We start from the raw sequence: 24,149 nt of genomic DNA on the forward strand, positions 1-24,149 counted from the left end.
CCTTTCCGCCCCGAGGTCCACAGTGGACCAGGTGCGGCCGGGCAAGGGGCCGCTCGGCGCGCTCTCGGCTCTCGGGCCGGCCGCGCGCCGGGCGCTGCTCCTCGTGGCGGCGCTCTCGTTCGTCAACGCGGTTTTCCTTGTGGCACAGGCGTTTCTTCTGGCCGACGTGCTGGCTTCCATCGTCTCCACTGGGATCGGGGGCCGCACCGCCCAGCTGGCCGCTCTGTTCGCGCTCGTCGCGGGCCGGGCGCTCACCGGCTGGGCGGTGCGGGTGGTCTCCGCGCGCGCCGCGGCGACGGCCCAGCAGGACCTGCGCGCTCGCGTCGTCTCCCACAGCCTGCGGCTCGGCCCGGAGTGGCTGGCCCGCCGCGGCGACGGCTCGTTGACGGAGCTGGTCACCCGCGGCTTGGACGCGCTCGACGCGTACTTCCGCGAATACCTGCCCGCCCTGGTGACGGCCGCGGTGGTCCCCCTCGCGGCGGGCGCGGCGATCCTGTGGATGGATTGGCCGTCGGCGGTGATCGTGCTGGTGACGGTGCCGTTGCTGCCGCTTTTCGCGGTGCTGGTCGGCAAGTTCACGGCCGACCGCGTGGCCGGCGCGACGGACGCCGTGCACCGCATGTCGGGGTTGTTGCTGGAGCTGGTGCGCGCTCTGCCGGTGCTCACGGCGTTCCGCCGCGCGGACGCGCAGGGGGCCACGGTGGCGCGTGTATCGGACCGCCACCGCCGCGCGACGTTGAAGACTTTGCGGGTCGCGTTCTCTTCGGCTTTCGTGCTCGAATTGGTCGCCACTTTGTCCGTGGCCCTGGTCGCCGTCGTGATCGGCGTGCGGCTGGTGTCGGGCTCGCTGCCCCTGGCCATCGGGCTCGGCGTCCTGATCCTGGTCCCCGAGTGCTACCAGCCGCTGCGCGCGGTGGGCGCGGCCTTCCACGCCAGCGAAGACGGCGTCGAGGCGGTCCGCCGCGTCACCGACGTCCTCGCCGAACCGGCCCCGCACTTCGGCACCCGCGTCCCGCCCCGTGGACAACTCACTGTGTCCAACCTAAGCATCGCCCGCCGCGGCGGCTTCGCCCCCGACGGCGCCTCGTTCTCCGCCCGCCGCGGCCAAACGACCTGGCTGCGCGCCCCCAGCGGCGGCGGCAAATCCACCACCCTCTCCGCCCTCCTCGGCTTCCTCCCCACCCCCGACGGCACCATCACCCTCGGCGACGTCCCCCTGGCCTCGGTGGACATCAACCTCTGGCGCGCGGACGTGGCGTGGGTGCCGCAGTCACCGGTGTTCAGCGGCGGGACCGTCCGCGAGGAGGTGACGGGCACGGTTGCCGCCGGCTCCGTCGCGGGCTCGGCTCTCGGCTCGGCGCCGGTCGCCGCCGAAGGCGCCGACGTGGACGGTCCTTACTCGATTCATTCCGACTCGCCCGAGAGTGGGTCGGCCGCAGTCGGCACTGGTGGCTCGGACGCGGCTGGCTCTGCGGCCGGTGTTTCCGACCTGGCCTCGGCCGGCTCCGATGGTGTCGATGCGACCGACGTGATCGGGCCCGACTCGGCTGTCTTCGACCTGCCTGCGGGTGACTCCGTTTTGGGCTCGGGAGCAGTCGGCGCGGTGCTTCGCCCGGTGGGGGCTTTCGACGTCTCCGACTCGTCCGCGGGCGTCTCGTCGGACGCCGAGGGCGTCGGCTCGGCTGGCGACGGCTCCGCGCTCGGCTCGGGCTCGGTCGTCGCGGATTCGCCTGCGGGTGGTCCCGTTGTCGGCTCGGGGGCGGTTGGCTCGGCGCTGCGGGTGGCGGGTGGTTTCGGAGTGACCCCGGTTGGCTCTGGCGCCGTTGGCGCTGGCGCCGGCGAGGGTGATGTGGTCGAGGAGGTGCTGGCGGAGCTGGGGTTGTCGGGGTTGGGGGAGCGGCCCGTCGGGCAGTTGTCGCTGGGGCAGCGGCAGCGGGTGGCGGTCGCGCGGGCGTTGGTGAGGGTGCGGGCGGGGGCGTGGCTGCTGTTGCTCGACGAGCCGACGGCCCACCTCGACGAGGTCAACGCCCGGCGGGTGATGGGCGCCGTCGAGCGGGCCGTGGCGGGTGGGGCGGCGGCGGTCATCGCGGCGCACGAGCGGTCGGCGGCGGTGGTGGTGGCCGACGAGAAGCCGTTGTCCGGCAATGCTTCTGCCGACACCACGCGGGCCGGGCGGGCGTTGCCGTGGCGGTTTTTGCTTGACCGGCGGCTGTTTTCCGGAGCCGTGCTGGGTGCGGTGGCGCTGTTGGCGGGCGTTGCGCTGACGGCGACGTCGGGATGGCTGATCGCGAAGGCGTCGTTGCAGCCGCCGATCCTGACGTTGACCGTCGCGGTGGTGGGTGTGCGCGCGTTCGGGCTCGGGCGTGCGGGGCTGCGTTACGCCGAACGTCTCGTCACGCACGACGCCGCGTTCCGCATCGCTGGGCGGCTGCGGGTTCGGCTGTGGGATTCGCTGGTCCGCCTCGGTCCGGCGCGGGCGTTGGCGGCCGGCGAGGGGCAGCGTCGGCTGGTCACCGATGTCGACACCGTCCGCGACCTGCTGCCGCGGGTGGTGTCGCCGCCGGTTGTCGCCGGGCTTGTTGCGGCGGGCGCGATTGCGGTGCAGACGGTTGTGCTTCCGTCGGCCGGCCTGCTTCTTGCCGCCGCCGTGGTGGTCAGTCTCGCGGCGCCCCGGCTTGCCCTTCTGACCGAGCGGCACGCGACGGCTGCCCTTGCCGCCGGGCGCCGTGACGTCGCTGCGCGGGTTCTCGTGCTCTTCGCGTCGGCGGCGGAGCTGATTGCTTACGGCACGGCGGCGTCGCGTCGTCGTTCGCTGCTCGCGACCGATGCTCAGCTGACCGCCGCCACCCGCCGTCAAGCGTTCGGTGCCGGTGCGGCGGATGCCCTGATCGTCCTGGCCACCGGGGCCGCCGCCGTGGGGAGCACGCTTCTCGCTGCACCGGCTGTCGCGTCCGGCCAGTTGGCAGGGGTCATGGCGCCGTTGCTGGCGCTGGTTCCGTTGGCTCTTGCCGAGGTTCTCTCGTTGCTGCCACCAGCGGCTATGCACTGGGACACGCTGCGCGCGGCCCGGGTTCGCCTGGGTGACCTCGACGCTGCGCAGCCTGAGCCGACGCCGAGCGCGGACCTCAACGATCCGGCCGAACCGGCACCGAGCGCCGTGCGGCTTCGTGGCGCCGACCTCGGCTGGCCCGGCGGCGAGACCGTGCTCACCGACGTCACGCTCGACATCGAGCCCGGAACCTACGTCGCCGTCGTGGGCCCGAGCGGAGCGGGGAAGTCGACGCTGGTGGCGGCGTTGCTGGGGTTCCTGGAGCCGCGCGCGGGGGAGGTCGCGGTGCCCGAGCGGGTGGCGTGGGCACCGCAGGAGGCGATGCTGGTGTCGACGAGCGTGGCGGAGAACCTGCGCCTCGCGGATCCCCGGGCGACCGACGACGACGTCCGCCGGGTACTCGACCTCGCGCAGCTGCCGGAGCTCGACGCGGCGACCGTTCTCGACAGCGCCGGCAGCGGGCTTTCCGGTGGTCAAGCCCAGCGCGTCGCACTGGCACGGGCGTTGCTGGCCGCGCCGACGGCCGGCCTCGTGCTGCTCGACGAGCCCACCGCGCACCTCGACGAACGGACCGCTCGCGCCCTGCGCGCCACGCTGCGTACCGAGCTCGCCGGCCGCACGGTCGTGCACGTCACCCACAGCCTCGACGAGCAGCTCGACGCCGACGTCGTGCTGGAGGTCCGCGGCGGCCAGGTACTCGAACGGCAAGCGGTACCGGCCGCGAGGGGTGATTGGTGACGGTCACGATTCCGGGTCCAGGCCGCAAGCACACGCTAGGGTCGGTGTTGCTCATGGACCCGACACTTGCCGCGCGGGCGTTGTCCGCTGCCACCGAGATCACCAGCACCGCGTTGTCCGGCGACGACCCGGAGGCCGTGCTGGACACCGTCGTGATCCGCGCCGCCGAGCTGGCCGACGCCGACCTCGGGCTGGCCATGGTCAGCGCCGACGACGGGCACGTCGTGGTCGAGGCCGCCGTCGACCTCAGTGGTGCCGACCGCGCGCTGCAGGGCCTGACCTTGCCCGCCCACTCCGCTGCCGGCCGCGTCGCGCGCGGTGGCGAGCCGGTGGTCAGCGACAACTTCGTCGTCGACCCGCGCACCGCCCCCTTCGTGCCCGACGAACTCCGCGGCTTCGGCCCCTTCGCCGCCGCGCCGTTCGGCTCCGGCGGGCGGGTCCTCGGCGCGCTCACGGTCTACCGCCTGCAGGGCCGCGAGCCGTTCTCCGCGGGGACCGTCGAGATGCTCGTGGCGTTCGCCGCGCAGGCGGGCGTCGTGCTCGCGCTCGCCGAGGGCGCCAACGCCCGCCACCGCGTGACGCTCTACCAAGAGCGCGAACGCATCGCCCGCGAACTGCACGACGTGATCGTGCAGCGCCTCTACGGCGCCGGCATGCAGCTCGACCGCGTGCGCCGCAACATGCGCAAGCGCTTCGCCCAAGCCGACGGCGCGCGGTTGTCCGACGCCATCGACCAGCTCGACCAGACCATCGAGGAAATCCGAGGCACCGTGCGAGCCCTGCGCTCACCGGAACCACGCCACGACACCGGCACGCCGACCGACCTCGCCGAGTCAGCCCGCGGCGAAGTCCGCATCGCCGGCGAGCTCCTCGGCTACCCGCCGACCCTCGAGCTCTCCGGCGAGTTCGCCGACATCCCCGCCGAACGCGCCGACCACATCCGCGCGGCACTGCGCGAAGCACTGTCCAATGTGGTCCGCCACTCCGGCGCGAGCGAGACACGCGTGTCCCTGACCCGCGACCGCGACGGCGTGAAACTCCGCGTGCGCGACAACGGATCCGGTGTACCCCAAGGCGTCGCCACCCGGGGCCTGCGTCACCTCGCCGAACGCGCCGACGCCGCCGGCGGGAAGTTCTTCATCAACTCCTCACCGAGCCTCGGCACACTCGTCGCCTTCGATCTCCCTCTGGACTAGTCGCACGTTCGCGACCATCACCCACAGCGCGCTGATCCGGCTTCAGCCTTCACGCGTCATGTGAGCCGCTCCTTCCTCTCCGACGGGCACGCAACGCGTGTACGCGCAGCGTGCGACTTCCCGTACGACATCGACCAACACCCCAGCACCGCGAGTCGCGGCTCGCTTTCACCTGGTGGCGAGTCTACCGGGAAATCGAACACCCATTCGACTCACGATGGGGTGAATCCGAAAGGTCCTTGCCGAATCCCCCGTGGCCGACCGTGAGCTCACGCGCGCGAGAAACCTCCTAACGGCCTAAGCGCTTTCCGAGCGGCGGTACCGGGCGATCACTCGAAAATCGACGTCACCAGTTCTGTCGGAGGTGGCTGTTAGGGTCGCCATGATCAGTTACGAGGGGGTCGCTTCATGTGGGAAGCCGTGGCGGCGGAAGTCGTCAAAGCGATGGCTGTGGCCGCGGTCGGCGGGGTGAAACAGCTGGTGTCACGCAAACTCGAACAACGCCGGACCGCCACCGACGTGGTGGCGATCCTGGGCGACAAGGCGCGCGCCGTGACGGCGATCGCCGAGCTGCTCGCGACCGACCGAGAGTTCGCCGACCAGATCGAATCACTGCTGCCCCAGTCGACGGGAACCGGGAGCAGCAGCGACTTTCCCGCGTCGGCCGCACCGTTTGTCGACCGCGAAACCGAACGCGCGCTCGTCGCCGGCCCCGGTGCCCGCCTCGTCACCGGGCCGCGCGGCGCGGGCAAAACGGCGCTGCTGAGCCGTCTTGCCACCGATCTGCGCCCGCACCTCCCGAAACAGATCTACGTCGACCTCGCCGACTACCGGTCCGGTTCGCTGGTGCGCCGCACCGAGGTGGCCGCGCGAGTGGTGCGAGCGCTCGACGTCTGCAACGATCTGACCGCCACCGGAACGCCTCAGCTCTGGGAGCAATATCGCTCGGTCACCGCGCGCCACCGTTTCCTGCTGGCACTCGACAACGCGGAAGCGGCCACCGACCTGCACGGCCTCATCCCGCCGTCGCCGCACAGCGTCGTTCTCGTGACCGCGATCAAGGCCGGCGACGATCTCCGCATGGAGTTCCCGGCGCCGCCGATCGAGGTCGGCCGGCTCGCTCCACAGGACGCGCTCGCCCTGCTGAGCCACCTCTCCCACCCGAACGTGGTAGCGGCCGAACCCGTTGCGGCCCAAGAACTCGTGGACCTGTGCGACCACATGCCCTTCGCGGTCCGGCTCGCCGCGGTCCGCGTCGCGCGGCGCATGCAGCGCGGTCCCGGCGCCGTCGCGTCGGTGCTGGAAGGTTTCCGGGCCACGGGCAAGCTCGGCGGCGAAGACGTGATCGCGGCGGCCTTCGAGGAGTCCTTCGCGGAGCTGACTCCCGACGCGGCGGAGCTGTGCCGCCTCCTCGCCGCGCACCCCGGACCTGACTTCACGACGGCCGGCGCGACCGCGGTCTTCGGCCGCTCACCGGATGACGCCCTCGACGAGCTGGTCGACGCCGGCTTCGTCGCGCACACAGACACTTCGCGGCAGCGGCTGTACAACCTGATCCGCGAAGGTGCCCGCCGCCGCGGCTCGGCCGAGGTGGCGGTCGAACGAGCGCTCGAGTTCCACTGCGACCAAGCCGTGGCCGCGGATCTCCACAACGGCACGGATCGCCTCCGCCTGTACACACCGCGGCCCGGTGCCGAGTCGAGGGCGAACTTCGAAGGCCGCAAGCCACTCGACTGGGTCGAAGCCGCCCGCGAGACTTATGGCGCTCTCGCCCGGGAGGCCTACCTGCGTGAGCGCGATGTCGAGCTGGGCCAGATCTGCGGGTCGCTCGAAGTGCTCATGCTCAACCGCGGGTACCACCGGCTCTTCGCCGAAATCAACAATTGGGGCATCAGCGGCGCGCGCCGCCTCGGCGACCGGCCGTTGCTCACGCGTGTGCTGAGCCAGCAGGGCCGCACTCACCTGCTGATGCACGAGTTCACGACGGCTAAGCCGTTCCTGGACGAGGCGCTGACGTTGGCGCGCGAGCTGACGTTGCCGGGTCTGCTGTCGTCGGTGCTGGAGTTCTGCGGCCGGTTCCGTGAGGAAGAAGCCCGGCAGCACCCGCAGCAGGCGCCGGGACTGATGGCCGAGGCGGTGACGCTGCTGGACGAAGCGGTCCGCATCGACCGCGCCGCGGGACCGGAAGCCGCGCGAAGTCTCGGCATCCACACCCGGATGCTCGCCAACGTCCTCGTCGGGCTCGGGCGATGGGACCAGGTCTTCGCGCTGCTCGGCGAATCGGAGCAGCACACCGCCGACGACCGCAACCGCTCGCGGATCCTGCTGGTCAAGGCAAAGGCCGAGACCGGCCTCGGCTCTTTCGACGCCGCCGCCGACACCCTGGGCCAGGCGTGGCAGCTCGCGAACACCTCGGGCGCGACGCAATACGCGGCCGAGTTCGACGCCGCGTTCGCCACCCTCGCCGAGGCTCGCGGCGACCTGCCGGCCGCGCTCGACGCGTGGCGACGGGCGTGGCAGGTCTACTTCACCGCTGGGCATCCGCGACAGGCGGAGTTCGCGGCCAAGTTCAGTGCTGTCGAAGAGCGGATACGGGGGCGCCGTTGAGGTGACCGGTGAACGGCCGGCCTGTCGTCAGCTGCACGTAGGCGAAAGCGGCCAGCAGCACGGGATCCGCATCAGCCGTCAGCTCGTGCATCGCGCCGGTCGAGTCGCGCACGACGCAGCCGCCGTCGATCGGCGCGGCCGCCAGCCGAGCGGCCGGCCAGTGGGTGAGCAGGCCGGCGAGTCGTCCGGGCTCGTCCGCGTAGACGACAGTGGCGGCGTCGAGTTCCCGCAGCTCGGCGTTGTCGGCTTGGGCGAGCACGTGCCGGTACTCGAGGTCCGGCGACTTCTCCGCGACCAGCGGGAACCGCACGAGTTCACCCGATCCGTCGACGCCGGCCACGAACGCGGCAGCGGGCGAGGTCAGCGGCTCGGGATCGGCGACGGGCGGGAAAATCGGGTCGTCGGGCGGGTTCAGGTCGAGCAGTGAATAGAGCAGGCCGGCGAGCAGCGGCGCGCGGGAGTCTTCGACGGCTTCCTCGATGATCGGCGCGTGCGAGCCGAGCCGATGGCGAGTGATCGCGCCGTCGATCTGATCGCGCAGGCCGAGCCCCGTCACGAGCTTCGGCACGCTCCGCGCGAGGGCGGCGAGTGGCGAGTCCGCGACCGTCGTCGGTGATCCCGGTGTCGTGAGCAGCACCGGTTTGTCGACGGCGGCCGCGTACAGCGCGGCGGATCCTTCGTCCGACAACACACAATCCGCGGCGAGCACGGCCGCCTGCCAGCCGTGGTCGGGCGGGACGAGCGCAAGCCCCGCCGCGATGGCCGGCCGCAGCCACGCCCGCACTTGCCACGGCCCGTGCGCCGCCCAGACGCCCGGGTGCAGCGTCAGCGCGACGCGGTAGTCGTCGAACGGCAGACATCCCAGCAGTTCCACGGGCAACTCGGGACGGCGGCCGAACAGGGAGTGCTTGCCCCAGGTCGACGCGAGCGTCACGACCGTGCGGCCGCCCGCGTCGAGCGCCTTGCGGTAGCGGGGAGTGCGGTGCCGGCTCACCAGCATGCGGTCGAGGCAGGGGTCGCCGATGACCACGGCCCGTTCGGCGGCGGGCGGGCACGAACGGGTCAGCTGCGCGCGCTGGCTTTCGTGCGACAGCGCGATGGCCGCCGGCACCACTTCACCGTCGTGGACCAGCTTTTCCGGGTTGAAGCCGGACGTGACGCGGCTGCCGGGATAGTACTTCTGGTAGCCGATTCCGTGGGGCACCAGCAAAATCGGGGCGTCGAGCTCCGCCAGCACGTCGTTCTCGCTCGCCGCGATCGCGAGGTCGAATCGGGTCGCCGCGGCCTGGTCCCAGCCGATGACGGGCGGCCCAAGCCGGCGCAGGGCTTCCGCCACGCCGGCGGAGAGGATGCCCGGCCGGCGCTCGTCGTGGGTGAAGACGAGCTGGATCCGCCGGTCGCCGCCGAACAACGAGACGACGTCGAGCAGGCGCGTGAGCGTGGTCAGGGTGCGGACGACCACGAGCACCTTGCGGTCGAACGCCGTGGTCAGCCAGCGGTCATACGCCGGATCGACCGGGACCTTGGGCCAAAACGACGGGGGGGGGGTATGCGTTTTCGGGCATCACTTGCCGCGGCGGGCGATCCAGGCGGCGGCTTGGGTGCGGCGTTGCATGCCGAGCTTGGCGAGGACCGAGGTGACGTAGTTCTTGACCGTCTTTTCGGCCAGGAAGAGGCGCTCGGCGATCTCGCGGTTGGACATGCCCTGGCCGATGAGCTCCAGGACGTCGCGCTCGCGGTCGGTGAGAGCGGCGAGGTCGTCGGTGGGCGGGTGGCGCAGTTTGTCGAGCACGCGGGCCGTGGAGACGGGGTCGAGCAGGGAGTGGCCGGCGGCGACCTCGCGCACGGCGTTGACCACGTCCTGGCCACGCACCTGCTTGAGCAAGTAGCCCGACGCGCCCGCCATGATCGCGCCGACCATGGCTTCCTCGTCGTCGAACGCGGTCAGCATCAGGCAGGCCGGCGGGTTGGGCTTGGACCGCAGCTCGCGGCACAGGGTGATGCCGTCGCCGTCTCCAAGGCGGACGTCGACCACCGCGACGTCCGGCTCCACGTGCATCGCGACGGCCAGCGCCTCCTCGACGCCCCCGGCCTCGGCGACCACCTCGATGTCCGCCTCGTCGCCCAGCAGGTCGCGCAGGCCGCGGCGGACCAGTTCGTGGTCGTCGACGAGCAGCACCTGGATCGGCATACCCCGAGGTTACGGCGTCGCGCGGTCTGTCGCTGGTGCTGGTGCCGGAGGACACGTCGGTGGCGTGGCGTGGGCTCTGTGAAGGTGTGGCGAAAAATCACCGGATGCACCCGATCAGGTTGCCGCGGGAAATCGCACGGAATTGATCCGTAACGGTTCCGTTGGCACGGCGATATGCCCGACAACGCTTCGCCGGACTCTTCGGAAGGTTTTCCTGTTGCCTCTCTTTCGCTGTGTCTTCGGTACGTTCGCCCTGGTCGCAGGGATTACCGTGGTCTGGTCAGCCGCAGCACAGGCGGAACCGGAAAATCCGGCCGGCGCAATTCCGGAAACGTCGATATCCCCATTCGGTGATCCGTTCCTGGTGGCGTCGGGCGCTTTGCTCGCGGCCGCCGCGTCCGCCGGCATGGTCCTCCACCTGCGCCGCCGGCCGGCCTGATGCGCATCGCCGTGGTCGCGGCCCTGGCGGTGGCCGTCGCGGCTCTGCTGCTGGTCGCGTTCCTGCGCCCACCGGACCCGATGCCGACCCAACAGGTGGTGACGACGAGCAAGCCGTCGACGAGCAGCGAGTCCACATAACTCGTTGTCCCGCAGGCAAAAGTTGCCTGATCGAGACGAAAAGCGGCCGAACGGGTGGTTCAGCGCCGGCACCCGACACGAAACCTCGAGCCGTCGCGATCTTCCTCTCCGGTGACGGACGATGGCGCGCCTACGGGCCTCTTCCGCCGGGCCTGATCTTCTGCCATTCTGTACGGCTCGTCGCAGAACGGCGGGCCCTGTGCCACAACAGGTCCGAAGAACCGTTCTGCCGAGGAGACGAAGCGGTATGACCGCGCAGATCGACCCGCAACGGCTTGAGCTGGTCGCGGCGCAGGCCGACAAGTGGCGAAACCGGCTGACCGACGTCAGCCACAACAACACGATGGTCGTCTTCAAGAACACGAAGACGGGCAGCCTTGACCTGACGACCGCCGAGCCGGACGCCCTCGCCACTGTGACCGGCGGCAGCAAGCTCACGTTGCGGGCGCTGTTCCCCGAACCCGAGCGCCACCGGGCCGCCTGCACCAGCGCCCAGAGCCTGGCCCGCCGTATCCTGCTATTCGAGGAAGAGCAGGGTGTGGAGGTCGGCCGGATCGCGATGGGCTTCGTGGTCACGGATCCCCAGCAGCACAAGGGGTCCAAGCCCGTGCCGACGCTGCGCGCGCCGCTGTTGTTGCGGCCGATGACGCTGAAGCCACGCACCTCGGCGGAGAGCGACTTCACCGTGGAGCCGGGTGAGGACGTCGAGATCAATCCGGTGCTGCTGTACGTCCTCGACGAGCACTACGGCATCACCATCCCTGAGAACTTCGCGGCGCACGTGGAGAACGTGCTCACCTCGGGTGCCGGGCACGGGGAGCAGGTCGAAGCCGTGTTCGGCGAGCTCGCCGCCGTGGCCGCCGCGCAGAACGTGAAGCTCACGCTGCAGAACGACGTCGTGCTCGGCACGTTCAACTACGTCAAGCTCCCCATGGTCGAGGATCTCGCGAACGCCACCGAGCTGCTGGCGAGCCACGACCTCGTCGCCGCGATCGCCGGTTACCAGCCGGCCGCGGCCGAGCTCGCCGGCGCGGCGTCCGGGTTCGCGCCACAGTCCGTGGACCAGCTCCAGCCCGCCGACGAGTTCCTGGTGCAGGACGCGGACTCGTCGCAGCACCGGGCGATCATGACCGCGCTGGCCGGGCAGCACCTGTTCATCGAAGGCCCGCCTGGCACCGGCAAGAGCCAGACGATCGCCAACATCATCGCCGGGGCGGCAGCGATCGGGAAGAAGGTGCTATTCGTCGCCGAGAAGCGCGCGGCGATCGAGGCGGTGCTCAACCGCCTGGCCGACGTGCAGCTCGGCGGCCTCGTCCTCGACCTGCACCAGCAGAAGATCAGCAAGCGCGACGTCGCCAAGCAGCTTTCGGACAGCCTCGAAGCCGTCACGAAGCAGCCGCCGGTCGACGCCGAGCCACTGCACGGCCGCCTTTCCGGCGCGCGACAGCGGTTGCTGGACCAGTCGCGCGAACTGCACGCGGTGCGCGAGCCGTGGGGGCTGAGCGCGTACGAGGTCCGCGACCGGCTGCTGTCGCTTCCACCCGGAGACCGGCTGCCCGGCGCGTTTCGCGGCGCTCAGCTGCAGGCCCTGAACGCCACCGTGGTCCGGAAGCTCGAACAGGAGCTGCGCGACTTCGTCGAGCTGGGTGGCCCGCGCCTGGTGCGCAGGGAAACCCCGTGGTGCAACGCCGAAGTCCGGACGACGGACGACGCTCGGCGGGTGCTGGCCGAGCTCGACCAGCTGGCTGACAAGACGCTCAAGCGCGGCCAGGACGGCATGCACGCGCTGCTGAGCCAGACCGGGCTCATGCCGCCACGTGACATCGCGGGCTGGCAGGACGTGCTGGAGCTGCTGGACCAGGTTTCGTCAAGCGTGCACGCCTTCGGTCCGGACATCTTCGGCACCCACCTCGACGCGTTCTGCTACGCGACGGCCGATCGCGCCACCCGTGCCCGCTACCCGCAGCAGCTGCCGTGGAAGCAGCGGCGCGCGCTCGTCAAGCAGATCCGCGCGATGTCCACGCAGCACGTCACGAAGAGGCCCGAGCTGCACGCGCAGCTCATGCGCATCGCCGGGCAACGCGACCAGTGGCAGGCTCTCGGCGGCCGGCACACGCAGCCCGCGCATGTCACGGGCCTGGACCAGATGATGAAGGACTACGCCGAGTTGCGTCGTCAGCTCGCCGCGGTGGCGCTCTCGGCCCGGCGACCGGACTTGGAGAACGGGCCGGCGCCGCAGATCGAGCAGCGCCTGGGTGAGCTGCGCGCCGACCAGGACACGTTGTTCAGGATGCCGACGTTGATCGCACTGCAGGACCGGTTCCGGCAGCTCGGGCTGGGTCCCCTCGTGGAGGGGATCGCGGCCCGGAAGCTGGACGCCGACGGCGCTTGGGCCGCGTTCACCCGCATCTGGTTGGCTTCCATCGAAGACGAGCTGAAGCTGACCGTGCCGGAACTCGCTCAGTTCGTCGCCGATCGGCAGACGCGCGCGGCCGAGGAGTTCCGCAGCCAGGACGTCGAACACCGCGTGACCTCCGCCGCGCGGGTGCGCCGGGCGGTGGCCCGCCAGGTCAAGGAGGCGAAGGAGCAGCACCCGGAGCAGGCGAGTGTGCTGAAGAAGCAGGCGAGCCTGAAGACCCGGCACATGCCGACCCGCAAGCTGGTGGAGCAGGCGTCGGACGTGTTGCTCGCGCTGCGGCCGTGCTGGGCGATGTCGCCGCTGGTGGTGAGCCGGATGTTGCCGGCCGCGAGGCTGTTCGACCTGGTCGTGTTCGACGAGGCGAGCCAGATCCGCCCGCACGACGCCATCACGTCGATCATGCGTGGCCACCGCTTGGTGGTCGCCGGCGACGAGAAGCAGCTACCGCCGTCTGCGTTCTTCGACCGCGCCGTGACCGACGACGAAGAGGATGAGGACTTCTCGGGCGAGCTCTCGGACTTCGAATCCATCCTGACGGCGCTGCGACCGGTGGTGCCCAACACCGAGATGCTGAGCTGGCACTACCGCAGTGCCGATGAGCGGCTGATCGCATTCTCCAACCGGGAGATCTACCGCAACGGCCTGGTCACTTTCCCCGGTGCTCACCAGGAAAGCCCGGTGACGCTGGAGGTCGTGCACGGCGAAGCGTCGCCGGGGCAGAACGGCTCCGCGCCGGCCGAGGTCGCCCGCGTTGTCGAGCTGGTGCTGGAGCACGCACGGCTCCGCCCCGACGAGAGCCTCGGCGTGATCACGCCCGGCATGAAGCACCAGGCGCGGGTCGAGCGGGCGCTGCGCGAAGCCCGGCGGGACCACCCTGAACTGGAGGAATTCTTCTCTGGCGAGGTCGAGCTCGGCCGGCGGTTCTTCGTGAAGAACCTGGAAAACGTACAGGGCGACGAGCGCGACGCGATCATCCTCAGCGTGGGCGTGGCCCGCGACGCCGCGGGGAAGATCAACTACACGGCGTTCGGCATCCTCAACCAGCAGGGCAGCGAGCGACGGTTGAATGTCGCAGTCACACGTGCGAAGCGGCGGATGACGGTGGTGGCGTCGTTCACCGCCGCCGATCTGCGGCCGTCCGAACGCGTGACCGGCACGGAGTTGTTGCGCCGCTACCTCGACTTCGCCGAGCGGCGGGGCTCGATCGACGTGGTCGGCCGGCACGTCGCCGGCGAGCTGAACGGCTTCGAGCGAGCTATCGACGTCGCACTGAAGGGCCGCGGCGTGCCTGTGCACGCGCAGTGGGGTTTCTCCGACTACCGGATCGACTTCGCGCTCGCGCATCGCGACGATCCAGGCCGCATGGTGCTCGCCGTCGAGGCCGACGGGCACAAGTACCACAGCTCGCACAGCGCGCGGGACCGCGACCGGCTTCGGCAGACGCACCTCGAGACGCTCGGCTGGCGGTTTCACCGGCTTTGGTCGTCGGCGTGGTTCGCGGACCCCGTCGGGGAGACGGACCGGATCGTGGCGGCGTGGGAGAAGGCGATGGCCGACGCTGATGCCGAGCCCGCGGTCGTTGAGCAGATCGTCCCGGCGGCGCCGGTTGTCGCCGCGGTTCCGGTGGCGCGGGGACCGAGGCCTGATGTGCCCGCCGGGTTGAAGATCCAGGAGTACACCCAACGGCAGCTCATCGGGATCTGCCGCTGGCTGATGAGCGACGGGCTCCTGCTCGATCACGACGACCGGCTTCAGCAGGTGATGACCGAGCTCGGTTTCCGCCGACGTGGCTCCCTCATCGTCGAGCGCTTGAGCCGGGCGATCGAGATCGCCCAGCAGCTCGCCGACAAGGAGGAGAACTGATGTTCCCGCTGGACTCCAAGACCGTCGAACGGCTCGCCGAGGTGGTCGTGGACATGGGCGGCCCGTACGAACGCAAGGGTTACCAGCTCACCGAGCTGCTGGCTGCCGCGGGCTGGGCCGATCCGCCGGAGTACGACGGCTCGCCGCGCATCCCGTGGCTGACCGAGCAGCTCGAGGAGCGTCGGGAGAACCGCGCGGACGTCGAGCGGTTCCTCTGCCGCGTGTGTGACCCGATTGAATACGACGAGGGTGCGGTGATCGCGGACGAGTTCCGCGCGATCGTCAACGAGAAGCTGGCGCCGGAGGGCCTGGTCGTGACGGTGGTGTCCGGCCGTCCCGTGGTCGGGCGCCTGGGCCCCGACGGGAAGCAGCCGACCTTCTCCGAGCCCGCCGACTTCCGCCGCCGGCTGGAGAAGCTGCTGGCTGATCCGGTGACCATCGACATGCTGATGGGTCGGCTGGAGGAGACCCGGATCTGCGAGAGCGGTGGGGCTTACACGATGGCGGTGATCGGGATCGGGAGCATCGTCGAGGGGCTGTTGCTGCAGTTGCTGTTGGAGCGTGATGAGGAGCTGCGGGAGAAGGGGTTCCCGAACCCTCGTGATCCGGGTCGGCGAAACAAACCGGATCGAGTCACGCTGCAGCAGATGATCGACATCGCCCACGGCAAGGACTGGATTCAACTCGACGCGACGAAGTTTGTGCACACCGTCCGCGATTTTCGGAACTTCGTGCACCCGCGTAAGGAATTGGCAGAGCAGCCGAGGTTCGATCAGGACAGTGTCATGTTGTGCTGGGCGCCGGTGCACGCTTTGCTCAATGATCTTGAGGAAAACGTTCCCGCGATTTCATGAGATAGCGATAGCGGCCGGCGGGATTCTTCCCCGCCGGCCGCGTTTCGTCGTTGCTAGTCTTCGCAGGCTACGCCGTCGTGATCGCGATCCAGCGCGGACCGGTAACCGGGCTCACCGGCGTGCAGCGGTGCGGCGCCAGCGGCTTTGGCCGCGGTGCAGTTCTTGTAGTAGACCGACGAAGTATCCGGCTCTTCGACGGGCGGCGGCTCTTCGTGCGTTTGCGGCGGCGCCGGAGCTTCCTTCTTCTTGGTAACCGGAGGCGCCGGCGGGGCGGGAGCTTGCGGCGTCGGGCCGTCGATCGCGCCCTTGCACGGCGCCGCCCACAGGCCCGTGGCCGCCTCGCGGGCCGTCGTTTCCGCAGCTTGCAGGGCTGTTGACGTCGCGTCGACGGCGAACTTGGCGTAGCCGTTCTGCAGCGCGGTCGTCGCGTAGTCGGTGCCGTCCGCGAGGGCGAGCGCGACGCCGGTCGTCGTGTCCGTGGTGAGCTTGACGGCGGAACCGGCGAGCTTGCTGGTCGCCCAGGCCAGCGTTTCCGTTGCGTAGCAGTTGCTCCCGGTCGCCACGGTGACGCCGAGGACGTGCACGGTCCGGTGGGTGCCATCGCTGCCCGCGAGCTCGACGGTGGCGCCGTCCACGACCTTGTCCACGGTGTACGTGACGGGTGGCGGTGCCGAAGTGGTGGTGGGGGTGGTCGTGGTGGGGGCCGCGGGTGCGGCGACAGGCTGCGTCGGCGTTTCGGGGGCCTTGCCGAAAATGGCACCCAGGACGAACAGAACAACGAAAACGCCGAGCGTGACCATCAGCCACTTCGGAAAACGCTTCCGGGGTCGCGCGGCGGGCGCCGGGGTGGGATGCATTCGGGAATTCCTCGATCCTGGCTGCGATGTGCTGACTGGTTCTCGTTGGAAAACCCGTCGGCGTTACGCCCATGACGCGCAACTGACCATCATCACCTGAACAGCCCCGAGTTGATATCACGAAATTGTCACGGATTCGGGAATTCGGGAAAAGGCTGTCACGATCAACTGCGCGTGAGCGATCCTCCGCGGAACCCTCTCAGAAGAAAGTGCGGACTCGATGGCCGACTTGATCGAATTCCTGCCGCTCACTCGCAGTGGACGGCTGTCCGGTCGCGGGGTCGACTTCACGGCGATCGACGTGAAGAGCACCGGCCTGCGTTCGGGTCGGATCGTTGAGCTGGGAGCGGTGCGAGTGCGGGGTGACGGCGCCGTGCTGGGAGAACTGGCGACGTTGATCGACCCCGGCCGGTCGCTACCGGCGAGTTGGAGCGGTCCGCACCGGATCACCGCCGGAGACCTGGTCGGCGCGCCGTCGTTCGCGGACGTCCTCGGGCCGTTGCTGGACCTGTGCCGTGGCGCGGTGGTGGTGGCGCACGACTTGCCGCTGGTCCAAGGGTTTCTCGCCGAAGAGGTGGCTCGCGTGGGCGTGCGGCTGCCTGCGCTCCCGGGCGTCTCGACGGCGATCGCGGCGCAGGAGGCGCTGCGGCTGCCGAACTATCGGCTGGCCACGATCGCGCGGGCGCTCGGTATCCGTGACTTCCCGCCGCACCTAGCGTCGGCGTCGGCTCGCGCGTGCGCCCAGGTGGTGACGGCGCTCGTCGGCACGCACGGGCTGCGGTTCGCCGCGCCGCCGCGGTATCCCGAGCTCCCGCGCTACGCCCCCGGCGGGCGCATCCTCCGCCGCCCTGACGTCGAGGTGGCCGAGCGCGGCTGGATGTCCGGCGTCGTCGACCGGGTCGTGACCTCGCCGTCGACTGCCGACTCCGCCGGCGCGGCGTACCTGGACTTGCTGGCCGAGGCCGTCGCCGACGAGTACCTGTCCGGCGAAGAAGTGTGGGCGCTCGCCGGGCTGGCCGCCGAAGCGGGCCTGCCGGAGCCTGACGTCCGGCACCTCCACGCCGAGTTCGTCTCTGCGCTGCGCGCCGTCGCGGAGGCCGACGGCGTGGTGACCGCTGACGAGGACCGCGCCCTTCGTCAGGTCGCCGCGGCGCTCGATGTTCCCAACGTCGTCGCCGACCTTCGCCCGACCACCACCGACCGCAAAGCCACGCGCGTGCTGGTACTCGGCACTACCGCTGAGGCCGACCAGCTCCGCGCCCGCGTTCTCGACGAGGGCGTGCAACTCGCCAAGAAGCTCACGGCCACCGTCACCCACCTCGCGTACGACGCGAGCGTCCCGCCGACGGAGCCCCGCCTGACCCGAGCGGCGGACCTGGGTGCCGATGTCGTCGACGTCGCCACGGCTCCGGTGGCCCTTGGCTTCGACCTGCCCCCTGCGTCGCCGTCTCCTGCTTACGAGCTGCCGGCGCCGCCTGCTGCGCGGTACGAGCCGGTTCCGGACTGGCCTGTCGAGGAAGCCACGGCCGCCGCACCGCCGCAGCCGACTCAGCAGTTCGCGCCGGTTCCAGCACACTCCGCGCCGAAGTCTGCCGGACGCCTGCCCGCCGTCGTCGGCGGCCGCGCAATGATGGCCGTCGGCTTCCTGCTCATGCTCATCACCGTGATCAGCCTGTTCGGCGGCCTCGCCCTGGGCGGCGGGTTCTTCTTCGGCGTGCTCGGCGTTGGCCTTCTTGTGGGTGGCTGGTACGTCAGCGAAACCGGCCGAGCCCCTGCGGCGGGCTGATCAGCGCTGCACGGGTGGGAAGCGGGTCTCGTTGCGGTCGACCTTGGCGTTGCCCACTTCGAGGAGGTCGATGTCCAGGGAGTCGGCCAGTTGGATCAGGTAGAGGAGGACGTCGGCGATTTCGTCGCGGACGTTGGTGGTCAGGGTGGGGTCGGAGCGGTATGCGCGGGCTCCTTCGGGCGTGAGCCACTGGAAGAGGGAGATGAGTTCGCCGACTTCGCCGGAGAGGGCCATGACGAGGTTCTTCGGGTGGTGGAACGGTTCCCAGTCGCGGGCGGCGGCGAAGTCGCGGAGGCGTTGGGTGAGCGCGTCGAGAGTCACGGGAGATTGCGTACCACGGCGGTCACGGTGGGCTAACGGCCGTATGGCGGACTTTCGTTGACCGTCGCTCGGCGGTTTCCCTAGCGTGGTTGGCCGGGTCGGGGAAAAGCGGAAGGAAGGGCCGTGGAGTACCTGCGCAGGCGCGTGGTCCTGATCGCGTTCGTGCCCGGTGCGGCGCTGGTGCTGGTGGCGTTGGTGATCGGGATTTTCCTGGTGCAGCAAGCGAATCACGTGCGCGGGCTGGCGGACGAGACGGCGCGGGCGTCGAACGACGTGACGCGGACCGTGGTCGGGCTGCAGGAGCGGCGGGGCCACGCGCTGCTCGCGGGCGACCGGCTGGCTGAGTACACCGGTTATACGCAGCGTATCGACGACGCCATCGCCGGCCTGCGCGAGCTCACCCGGGCGGCGCCGGACGCGGAGACGGCCTACCAGCAGAACACGGCCGTGGACCTGCTGGTGGCGACGGAAGGCTTGTACCGCGCGGATTCCCTCGCGCTGGCGGGCCTCGACGGGACCACTCGGCGGCTCTTCACGGACGCGGTGGGCGGATACCGGACGACACTGTCGAGCGCCGCGGGCCGGCTCACGCAGAGTGGCCGGGACCGGTACGAAGCGCTCGTTCGCGGCGAGGACTGGAGCACGCTGACGGCGCCGGCGGCGTCGCGATCGTGGTCTTCGCCGGCGTGGTGATGGCGGTGGCGATCCGGCTCGCCGACCGCCTCACGGACCCGCGGCGGCTGGCTCGAATGGATGCATCGCCGCGGTCGCCCGGGCCGGAGCAGGGGTCTGGAACGGACCTGCGGCAACGCTCAGCACCGCGCCACCGGGCGGGGACAGCACGCAGCGGTTCGGCGACCCGCTGAGCTCGAGGAGTCCTCCAAAGACCGGTCACCACAACCCCAACCGGCCATAACCACAGGTCACCCCGGGTGTGTGGGTGGGACGGAAAGAGCACGCAGTTGGCCCACACGCGCGGCGAACGGCATGGGGCAGACTGGTGCGCGTGAGTGCTCCCCCGGATCTGCGGCCCTACCTGCGTACGTTGGACGCGGAAACGCTGGTGGACCTGCTGTACGCCCAGGCGCGGCGTGACCCTGAGTTACGGCATTCGCTGGAATTGCGGTGCGCCACTCAATCGGGTGAGGTGGCGGAGGCGCATCGGTTGTTGGACACCGCCGTGCAGGATGGCAACGTCGAGTACACGGCCAAGGTGGGTGCGGTGCTGGACACGCTGGAGCGGTTGCTCGATGCGGGCAGCCCGGCGGATCTGGCGCCGCTCGCGCGCCGGACGGTGGACGACATCGGCGAGGTGCTGGAGCAGTCCGGGGATCCGTCCGGGGACCTCGGGGACAAGCTGGATTTCGCGGTCGAGCTGTATGCGCGGGCGTGTGTCGCGCGGCCGCCCGATCCGGAGCAGCTGGCGGAATGGCTGCTGGAAGTGGAGTTCGACGGGCCGGGACGGCCGACGATCGCGCTGGCGGATTTTGCCGAGGCGTTGGGGGAAAAGGGGCTCGAGCGAGTCAAGTCCACTGTGGACGAGATCCTGACGGCCGGACCGACGGGGTATCGCCGGGACGTCGCGGAGCGGCTGCTGGAGGAGCTCGCCGAGGTCCGCGGAGATGTGGACGCGCTGGTCGCGATCCTGTCCGCCAAGCCGCCGCGGGTGGATGTGAGCCTGAAGATCGTGCGGGTGCTGCGGGCGGCCGGGCGGCACAGCGAGGCCATCGCGCACGCGGCTCGTGCGCTCACGCCGCACAAGACACAGGCCCCGAGGCCCGAGGCCGAAGACGAGACGGTCGCCTTGCGGCGCAAGGAGTTCGACGAGGCGCCGGGCAACGTCACGTACACGGCGTTGCGCGAGGCGGCCGTCGAAGCGGGCGTGTGGTCGGTGCAGCGCGTCGCGGCGCTTGCGCGGCTGAGGGAGCGCGCGGCCGACAGCGGAGAAGGCGCCGAAGAGCTCGCGCGGGCGCTGCTCGCCGAGGATCGGCCCGACGAGGCGTGGCGCGCGTGCGTGCGGTTCGGTGGGTCGCTGGCGTTGCGCGTGGAGCTGGCGGCGACGCGCGAGGTCGCGCACCCGGCCGAGACGATCCCGGTCTACCGCAGCCAGATCGAGCAGCTCATCGAGCAGAAGGACCCGCAGGCCTACCGTGAAGCGGCGAAGCATCTGAAGAAGCTGCGCACGCTGCACAAACGAGCCGGCACGGCGGAAGAGTTCACCGGGTACCTGGCCGACCTGGTGAGTGTTCACCGGCGGAAGACGCGCCTGATCGCGGAAGTGCGCGCGGCGCGGATCGCGTTGCCGAAACCGCGTAACCTTCCGGCGTCTGGCTCGTTGACCAGCTGAAACACCTCGCACGTAGCTCTTTTCCGCGACGTCGCGGTGGTCCCTCTTCGCAGCCGGCTCCCTGGCCGGCGGCGGATACCGCGCCCGGGGCCACCGCGGCCGCGCGTCCCGCGGATCCGCGCGCGCACCAGCGATGCAACGATGTTCCGCATGAGTCCGGTGAGCCGCGCCCGCAAGAAGACCCCCCAGCCCGCCACGCCGAGCGTGAACGGCCTGTTCAAGGACGTCCTCCGGGACTTCTCCACCGTCGCGGTGGAGCCCGGTCCGTTCGACGTCGAGCTCCTCGCCTCCGAGGTGCTCGGGCAGTGGTGGGACCTCACGATCGAGGGTGAGCCCGAGGGCGGCGAGCAGCTGGGCCTGGAGCTCATCGCGTTCGCGCAGCGCAAGATCACGCCCGGCGCCGCGGCGCTGCTGGCCGCGCTGAAGGTGCTGGCCGAGACCGACGAGGAGCGCACGGCGGCCGCCGACGCCCTCGCCGTCGTGCTCTCGCGCGGCATCCCCGAGCCCGAGTGGGCCGGTGAGGTCGGCCGCGTCACGGTCGGTGAGATCTGGCGGACCGGCGACGTCTACGGCGACGAGTCCTCGCTGCTCTGCACGTTCTCCCGCGGCGACGCGACGCTCGGCCTGCTGGCGCTGCTCGACTTCACCGAGCTCGGCCGCGTCCGCGACCTCGTGGTGATCGACGAGCCGCACGAGGTCCTCGCGGAGATGCGCACGCAGATCGCGGACGACGGTGAGCTCGTGGTCCTCGAGAAGGTCGACCCGGCCGACGCGCACCGCCTGCTGCTCGACGGCATCGCCGCGACGGATGGCATGGACGAGCCCGACGTCGGTGAGGACTACACGCGGTTCCACGCGGTGGCGATGGCGTGGTTGCGGGCGTTGCCGGAGCCCTCGGCTGCTCGTGGGGTGGAGGAATGGCCGGATTCGCGACGCGACGCGGTGGTGGACGAGTTCCTCGGGGAGGTGTCGTTCGCGGACGTCGAGGCGGCGCGGTCGGTGGCGCGGCTGCTGGTGGACCACGGGTGCCGGACGGAGCCGGCGGATCCGTTGCGGGTCGGGCCGGAGAAGCTGGCGCGGTTCCTGGAGTCGTTGCTGGGTGGGGACTACGAGGTCGAGGATGAGGATCTCGTCCCGCCGGTGGTGTTGGCGTGGGCTTCGTGGGCGGCGGCGCGGAATGGGTTGTCGGAGGTTGCTTCGGCTGCTCTCGTGGAGGACGTGAAGGAGTACTTGGCGGAGTATTTGTCCGATGAAGATGAATCCGAAGAGGATGATGTTTCGGATTATCTGGATGGGACGGAATCCGCTGAAGAGGTTTTGGGGGTTGTGGAGCGGCGACGGTTCGCGGTGCCGGAGTTGTCCACGGTGATCGGGGATGAGGAGTTGACGGATTTGGATCCGTCGGATCCGGAGCAGAGGCGGATGCTGGTTATTGGTGGGCATCCGGAGTATCACGAATCGCTGGCCAATGATGAGTTCGATGGCGCGGATGGGTTGAGGCTGGCGTTGGAGACGTCGGTGGTGGATCAGCTTTGGGAGGACTCGCCTGAAGAGGTTTGGGTGGCGGCTCAGAAGCTGATCGAGAAGGGGTTGACGAGGGAAGAGGTTTTGGGGGAGTTGGTGGCTGTGCTGGAGGGGCAGCTGGAAGAGGCTGAGGATGATGAGGATCGGTTGGATTATGATTTGGAAGGGTATCGGGAGGCGTTGACTGCGGTGGAGTGATCGCAGGTGGCTCGATCCGCTGGCGCGGATCATTGCGCTGGGAATGGCGGAGCGGCACCCCGATTTTTTAGTGTCACTACGGTCTGGACTATTTGTCAAGGCGGGAAAGCGTGCCTTGACAAATAGTCCAGACCGCGTGGAAGGCGGGGATCGAGGTGCAGGGGTGGGTCTGGGTGCACTGGTGAGTGTGTGAACTGGTGCGGTTGTGTGGGTGGCTAAAAAAAAGAAAGCCCCGGCCGGTGTGGCTGGGGCTTTGTCGTTTATGCCGTTGGGGTTTGGCCTGGGACTGCGGGTACGGGGACGGCGGCGGCTGCGGTGGCGGCCTTGCGGCGGCGTTCGCGCATGGCTTCGTCCAGGTCGACCAGGAAGGTGCTGGCGGCCATGGCGACGAAGAGGGCCAGTCCGAGTACTGCGCCGACCCACGTGAGGACGATTGAGAACACCGGGGGCCTCCTTCCCAGGTCAGGATGCGAATTTCCCTTCTGTTCAGGGTCGCTTTCACGACGCTCGCCCGGTATCGGCCAACTGGTTACGAAGCCGCCCTCCGAACTGGCCGATCGGCCGAGGTCGGAGGGCGGAGGGTGAGGAAGTGGGGCTGGAGAGGGCTATGTGGGTGACAGAGCGGTCGAACAACGCTGTCAGAGCTTGCGCAGGCGCACGCGGTTGATGGAGTGGTCGGCGTCCTTGCGCAGCACGAGGGTGGCGCGCGGGCGGGTCGGTTTGATGTTCTCCATGAGGTTCGGTTCGTTGATGGTGCTCCACAGGTGGCGCGCTTCCTCGCGGGCTTCGTCGTCGTCCAGGCCGGCGAAGTGGTGGAAGTGCGAAGCCGGGTCGGAGAAGGCGGTGTGGCGGAGCTTCAGGAAGCGCTCGACGTACCAGCGTTCGATGTCGTCGGTGTGCGCGTCGACGTAGATGGAGAAGTCGAAGAGGTCCGAGACGGTCAGGCGCGGGCCGGGCTGCAGGACGTTCAGGCCCTCGATGATGAGGATGTCCGGGCGCTCCACGACCTGTTCCTGGCCGGGCAGGATGTCGTACGCGAGGTGCGAGTACACGGGCGCGGACACGCGTTCGGCGCCGGACTTCACCTCGGTGACGAAGCGCAGCAGGGCGCGCCGGTCGTAGCTCTCCGGGAAGCCCTTGCGGTGCATGATGCCGCGGCGGGTGAGCTCGTCGCGGGAGTACAGGAACCCGTCGGTGGTCACGAGGTCCACGCGCGGGTGGTCGGGCCAGCGGGCGAGCAGCGTGCGCAGGATGCGGGCCGTGGTCGACTTGCCGACCGCGACGCTGCCGGCGACGCCGATCACGTACGGCACCTTCGTGCTCACGCACTCTTCGCCGAGGAACGTGGTCGTGGCCTCGTACAGCTGTTGCCGCGCTTTGACCTGCAGGTTGATGAGCCTCGACAGCGGCAGGTAGACGTCGGCCACCTCGGCCAGGTCGATCTGCTCGCCGAGACCCCGCAGCCGGACCAGCTCGTCGGCGGTGAGGGGCAGTGGGGTCGAGCTGCGCAGCTCCCGCCACTGTTCCCGGTGAAGCTCGACGTAGGGACTGAGTTCACGGACCCGTGGCATCGCACACTCCTCGGCCGTCGCCTGCGCTGGCTCCGTACTGGGCACTACC

The 24,149-nt window shown here is 70.0% G+C and carries 17 protein-coding genes; 11 read left to right on the forward strand and 6 right to left on the reverse strand.

Annotated elements, in window-relative coordinates; genetic code table 11:
* The first annotated feature begins 22 nt into the window (after window positions 1-22).
* The 3 genes from cydC (at window position 23) to ACQPXB_RS00910 (ending at window position 7,590) form a co-directional block, all read left to right on the forward strand.
* The gene (gene cydC / locus ACQPXB_RS00900) at window positions 23-3,787 is read left to right on the forward strand and encodes a thiol reductant ABC exporter subunit CydC (RefSeq protein WP_432857208.1); all 3,765 of its coding nucleotides are present in this window, start codon (window positions 23-25) and stop codon (window positions 3,785-3,787) included.
* A 53-nt stretch (window positions 3,788-3,840) separates the two neighbouring features.
* On the forward strand, window positions 3,841-4,983 hold the full coding sequence (locus ACQPXB_RS00905; RefSeq protein WP_366577102.1) for a GAF domain-containing sensor histidine kinase: 1,143 nt from the start codon (window positions 3,841-3,843) through the stop codon (window positions 4,981-4,983).
* A 408-nt stretch (window positions 4,984-5,391) separates the two neighbouring features.
* On the forward strand, window positions 5,392-7,590 hold the full coding sequence (locus ACQPXB_RS00910; protein ID WP_432849121.1) for a hypothetical protein: 2,199 nt from the start codon (window positions 5,392-5,394) through the stop codon (window positions 7,588-7,590).
* On the opposite strand, the gene ACQPXB_RS00915 is transcribed toward ACQPXB_RS00910, so the two are convergent.
* Window positions 7,553-9,052: a hypothetical protein gene (locus ACQPXB_RS00915; RefSeq protein ID WP_432849122.1), complete on the reverse strand. Its 1,500-nt coding sequence runs from the start codon at window positions 9,050-9,052 to the stop codon at window positions 7,553-7,555. The two genes, ACQPXB_RS00910 and ACQPXB_RS00915, sit on opposite strands and share 38 nt — an antisense overlap.
* Window positions 9,053-9,154: 102 nt before the next feature.
* Complete coding sequence (locus ACQPXB_RS00920; RefSeq protein ID WP_285971182.1) at window positions 9,155-9,781, reverse strand: response regulator; 627 nt, start codon at window positions 9,779-9,781, stop codon at window positions 9,155-9,157.
* A gap of 217 nt (window positions 9,782-9,998) precedes the next feature.
* On the opposite strand from ACQPXB_RS00920, the gene ACQPXB_RS00925 reads away from it, so the two are divergent.
* The 4 genes from ACQPXB_RS00925 (at window position 9,999) to ACQPXB_RS00940 (ending at window position 15,496) form a co-directional block, all read left to right on the forward strand.
* Window positions 9,999-10,220 carry a hypothetical protein gene (locus ACQPXB_RS00925; protein WP_432849123.1) on the forward strand — a complete coding sequence of 74 codons (222 nt, stop codon included), beginning with the start codon at window positions 9,999-10,001 and terminating at the stop codon, window positions 10,218-10,220.
* Window positions 10,220-10,360, forward strand: coding sequence for a hypothetical protein (locus tag ACQPXB_RS00930; protein WP_432849124.1), 141 nt, complete (start codon window positions 10,220-10,222; stop codon window positions 10,358-10,360). The genes ACQPXB_RS00925 and ACQPXB_RS00930 overlap by 1 nt, the downstream gene beginning before the upstream one ends.
* 247 nt (window positions 10,361-10,607) lie before the next feature.
* Window positions 10,608-14,642, forward strand: coding sequence for an AAA domain-containing protein (locus tag ACQPXB_RS00935; RefSeq protein ID WP_432849125.1), 4,035 nt, complete (start codon window positions 10,608-10,610; stop codon window positions 14,640-14,642).
* Complete coding sequence (locus tag ACQPXB_RS00940; protein WP_432849126.1) at window positions 14,642-15,496, forward strand: hypothetical protein; 855 nt, start codon at window positions 14,642-14,644, stop codon at window positions 15,494-15,496. Before ACQPXB_RS00935 ends, ACQPXB_RS00940 begins: the two co-directional genes overlap by 1 nt.
* Window positions 15,497-15,549: 53 nt before the next feature.
* On the opposite strand, the gene ACQPXB_RS00945 is transcribed toward ACQPXB_RS00940, so the two are convergent.
* Complete coding sequence (locus tag ACQPXB_RS00945) at window positions 15,550-16,353, reverse strand: thermonuclease family protein (protein WP_432849127.1); 804 nt, start codon at window positions 16,351-16,353, stop codon at window positions 15,550-15,552.
* A 220-nt stretch (window positions 16,354-16,573) separates the two neighbouring features.
* Here ACQPXB_RS00945 and ACQPXB_RS00950 point away from each other — a divergent pair, with 220 nt between their 5' ends.
* Window positions 16,574-18,139: a 3'-5' exonuclease gene (locus ACQPXB_RS00950; RefSeq protein ID WP_432849128.1), complete on the forward strand. Its 1,566-nt coding sequence runs from the start codon at window positions 16,574-16,576 to the stop codon at window positions 18,137-18,139.
* Here the strand turns inward: ACQPXB_RS00950 and ACQPXB_RS00955 are convergent, their stop codons facing one another.
* Entirely contained in the window at window positions 18,140-18,460 is a 321-nt protein-coding gene (locus ACQPXB_RS00955; RefSeq protein ID WP_432849129.1) for a nucleotide pyrophosphohydrolase, read from the reverse strand.
* A 123-nt stretch (window positions 18,461-18,583) separates the two neighbouring features.
* On the opposite strand from ACQPXB_RS00955, the gene ACQPXB_RS00960 reads away from it, so the two are divergent.
* From ACQPXB_RS00960 to ACQPXB_RS00970, 3 genes are all read left to right on the forward strand, one after another.
* Window positions 18,584-19,153, forward strand: a complete 570-nt coding sequence (locus ACQPXB_RS00960) for a nitrate- and nitrite sensing domain-containing protein (RefSeq protein ID WP_432849130.1) — start codon at window positions 18,584-18,586, stop codon at window positions 19,151-19,153.
* Between the two features lie 313 nt (window positions 19,154-19,466).
* Window positions 19,467-20,807 carry a hypothetical protein gene (locus tag ACQPXB_RS00965; RefSeq protein ID WP_432849131.1) on the forward strand — a complete coding sequence of 447 codons (1,341 nt, stop codon included), beginning with the start codon at window positions 19,467-19,469 and terminating at the stop codon, window positions 20,805-20,807.
* A gap of 150 nt (window positions 20,808-20,957) precedes the next feature.
* Entirely contained in the window at window positions 20,958-22,529 is a 1,572-nt protein-coding gene (locus ACQPXB_RS00970; protein WP_432849132.1) for a hypothetical protein, read from the forward strand.
* 260 nt (window positions 22,530-22,789) lie between these two features.
* Here ACQPXB_RS00970 and ACQPXB_RS00975 read toward each other — a convergent pair whose 3' ends face one another.
* The gene (locus tag ACQPXB_RS00975; RefSeq protein WP_366577126.1) at window positions 22,790-22,972 is read right to left on the reverse strand and encodes a hypothetical protein; all 183 of its coding nucleotides are present in this window, start codon (window positions 22,970-22,972) and stop codon (window positions 22,790-22,792) included.
* 195 nt (window positions 22,973-23,167) lie between these two features.
* On the reverse strand, window positions 23,168-24,100 hold the full coding sequence (gene coaA / locus ACQPXB_RS00980; protein ID WP_366577128.1) for a type I pantothenate kinase: 933 nt from the start codon (window positions 24,098-24,100) through the stop codon (window positions 23,168-23,170).
* Window positions 24,101-24,149: the final 49 nt, after the last annotated feature.

The organism is Amycolatopsis sp. CA-161197 (genome assembly GCF_050942255.1).
GTDB lineage: Bacteria > Actinomycetota > Actinomycetes > Mycobacteriales > Pseudonocardiaceae > Amycolatopsis.

Bases quoted from the DNA above. Each gene is read 5' to 3' on its own strand.
- ACQPXB_RS00905 (WP_366577102.1), top strand. From the start codon at position 3,841: ATGGACCCGACACTTGCCGCGCGGGCGTTGTCCGCTGCCACCGAGATC.
- ACQPXB_RS00910 (WP_432849121.1), top strand. From the start codon at position 5,392: ATGTGGGAAGCCGTGGCGGCGGAAGTCGTCAAAGCGATGGCTGTGGCC.
- ACQPXB_RS00920 (WP_285971182.1), bottom strand. From the start codon at position 9,781: ATGCCGATCCAGGTGCTGCTCGTCGACGACCACGAACTGGTCCGCCGC.
- ACQPXB_RS00930 (WP_432849124.1), top strand. From the start codon at position 10,220: ATGCGCATCGCCGTGGTCGCGGCCCTGGCGGTGGCCGTCGCGGCTCTG.
- ACQPXB_RS00935 (WP_432849125.1), top strand. From the start codon at position 10,608: ATGACCGCGCAGATCGACCCGCAACGGCTTGAGCTGGTCGCGGCGCAG.
- ACQPXB_RS00940 (WP_432849126.1), top strand. From the start codon at position 14,642: ATGTTCCCGCTGGACTCCAAGACCGTCGAACGGCTCGCCGAGGTGGTC.
- ACQPXB_RS00945 (WP_432849127.1), bottom strand. From the start codon at position 16,353: ATGCATCCCACCCCGGCGCCCGCCGCGCGACCCCGGAAGCGTTTTCCG.
- ACQPXB_RS00950 (WP_432849128.1), top strand. From the start codon at position 16,574: ATGGCCGACTTGATCGAATTCCTGCCGCTCACTCGCAGTGGACGGCTG.
- ACQPXB_RS00970 (WP_432849132.1), top strand. From the start codon at position 20,958: ATGAGTCCGGTGAGCCGCGCCCGCAAGAAGACCCCCCAGCCCGCCACG.
- coaA (WP_366577128.1), bottom strand. From the start codon at position 24,100: ATGCCACGGGTCCGTGAACTCAGTCCCTACGTCGAGCTTCACCGGGAA.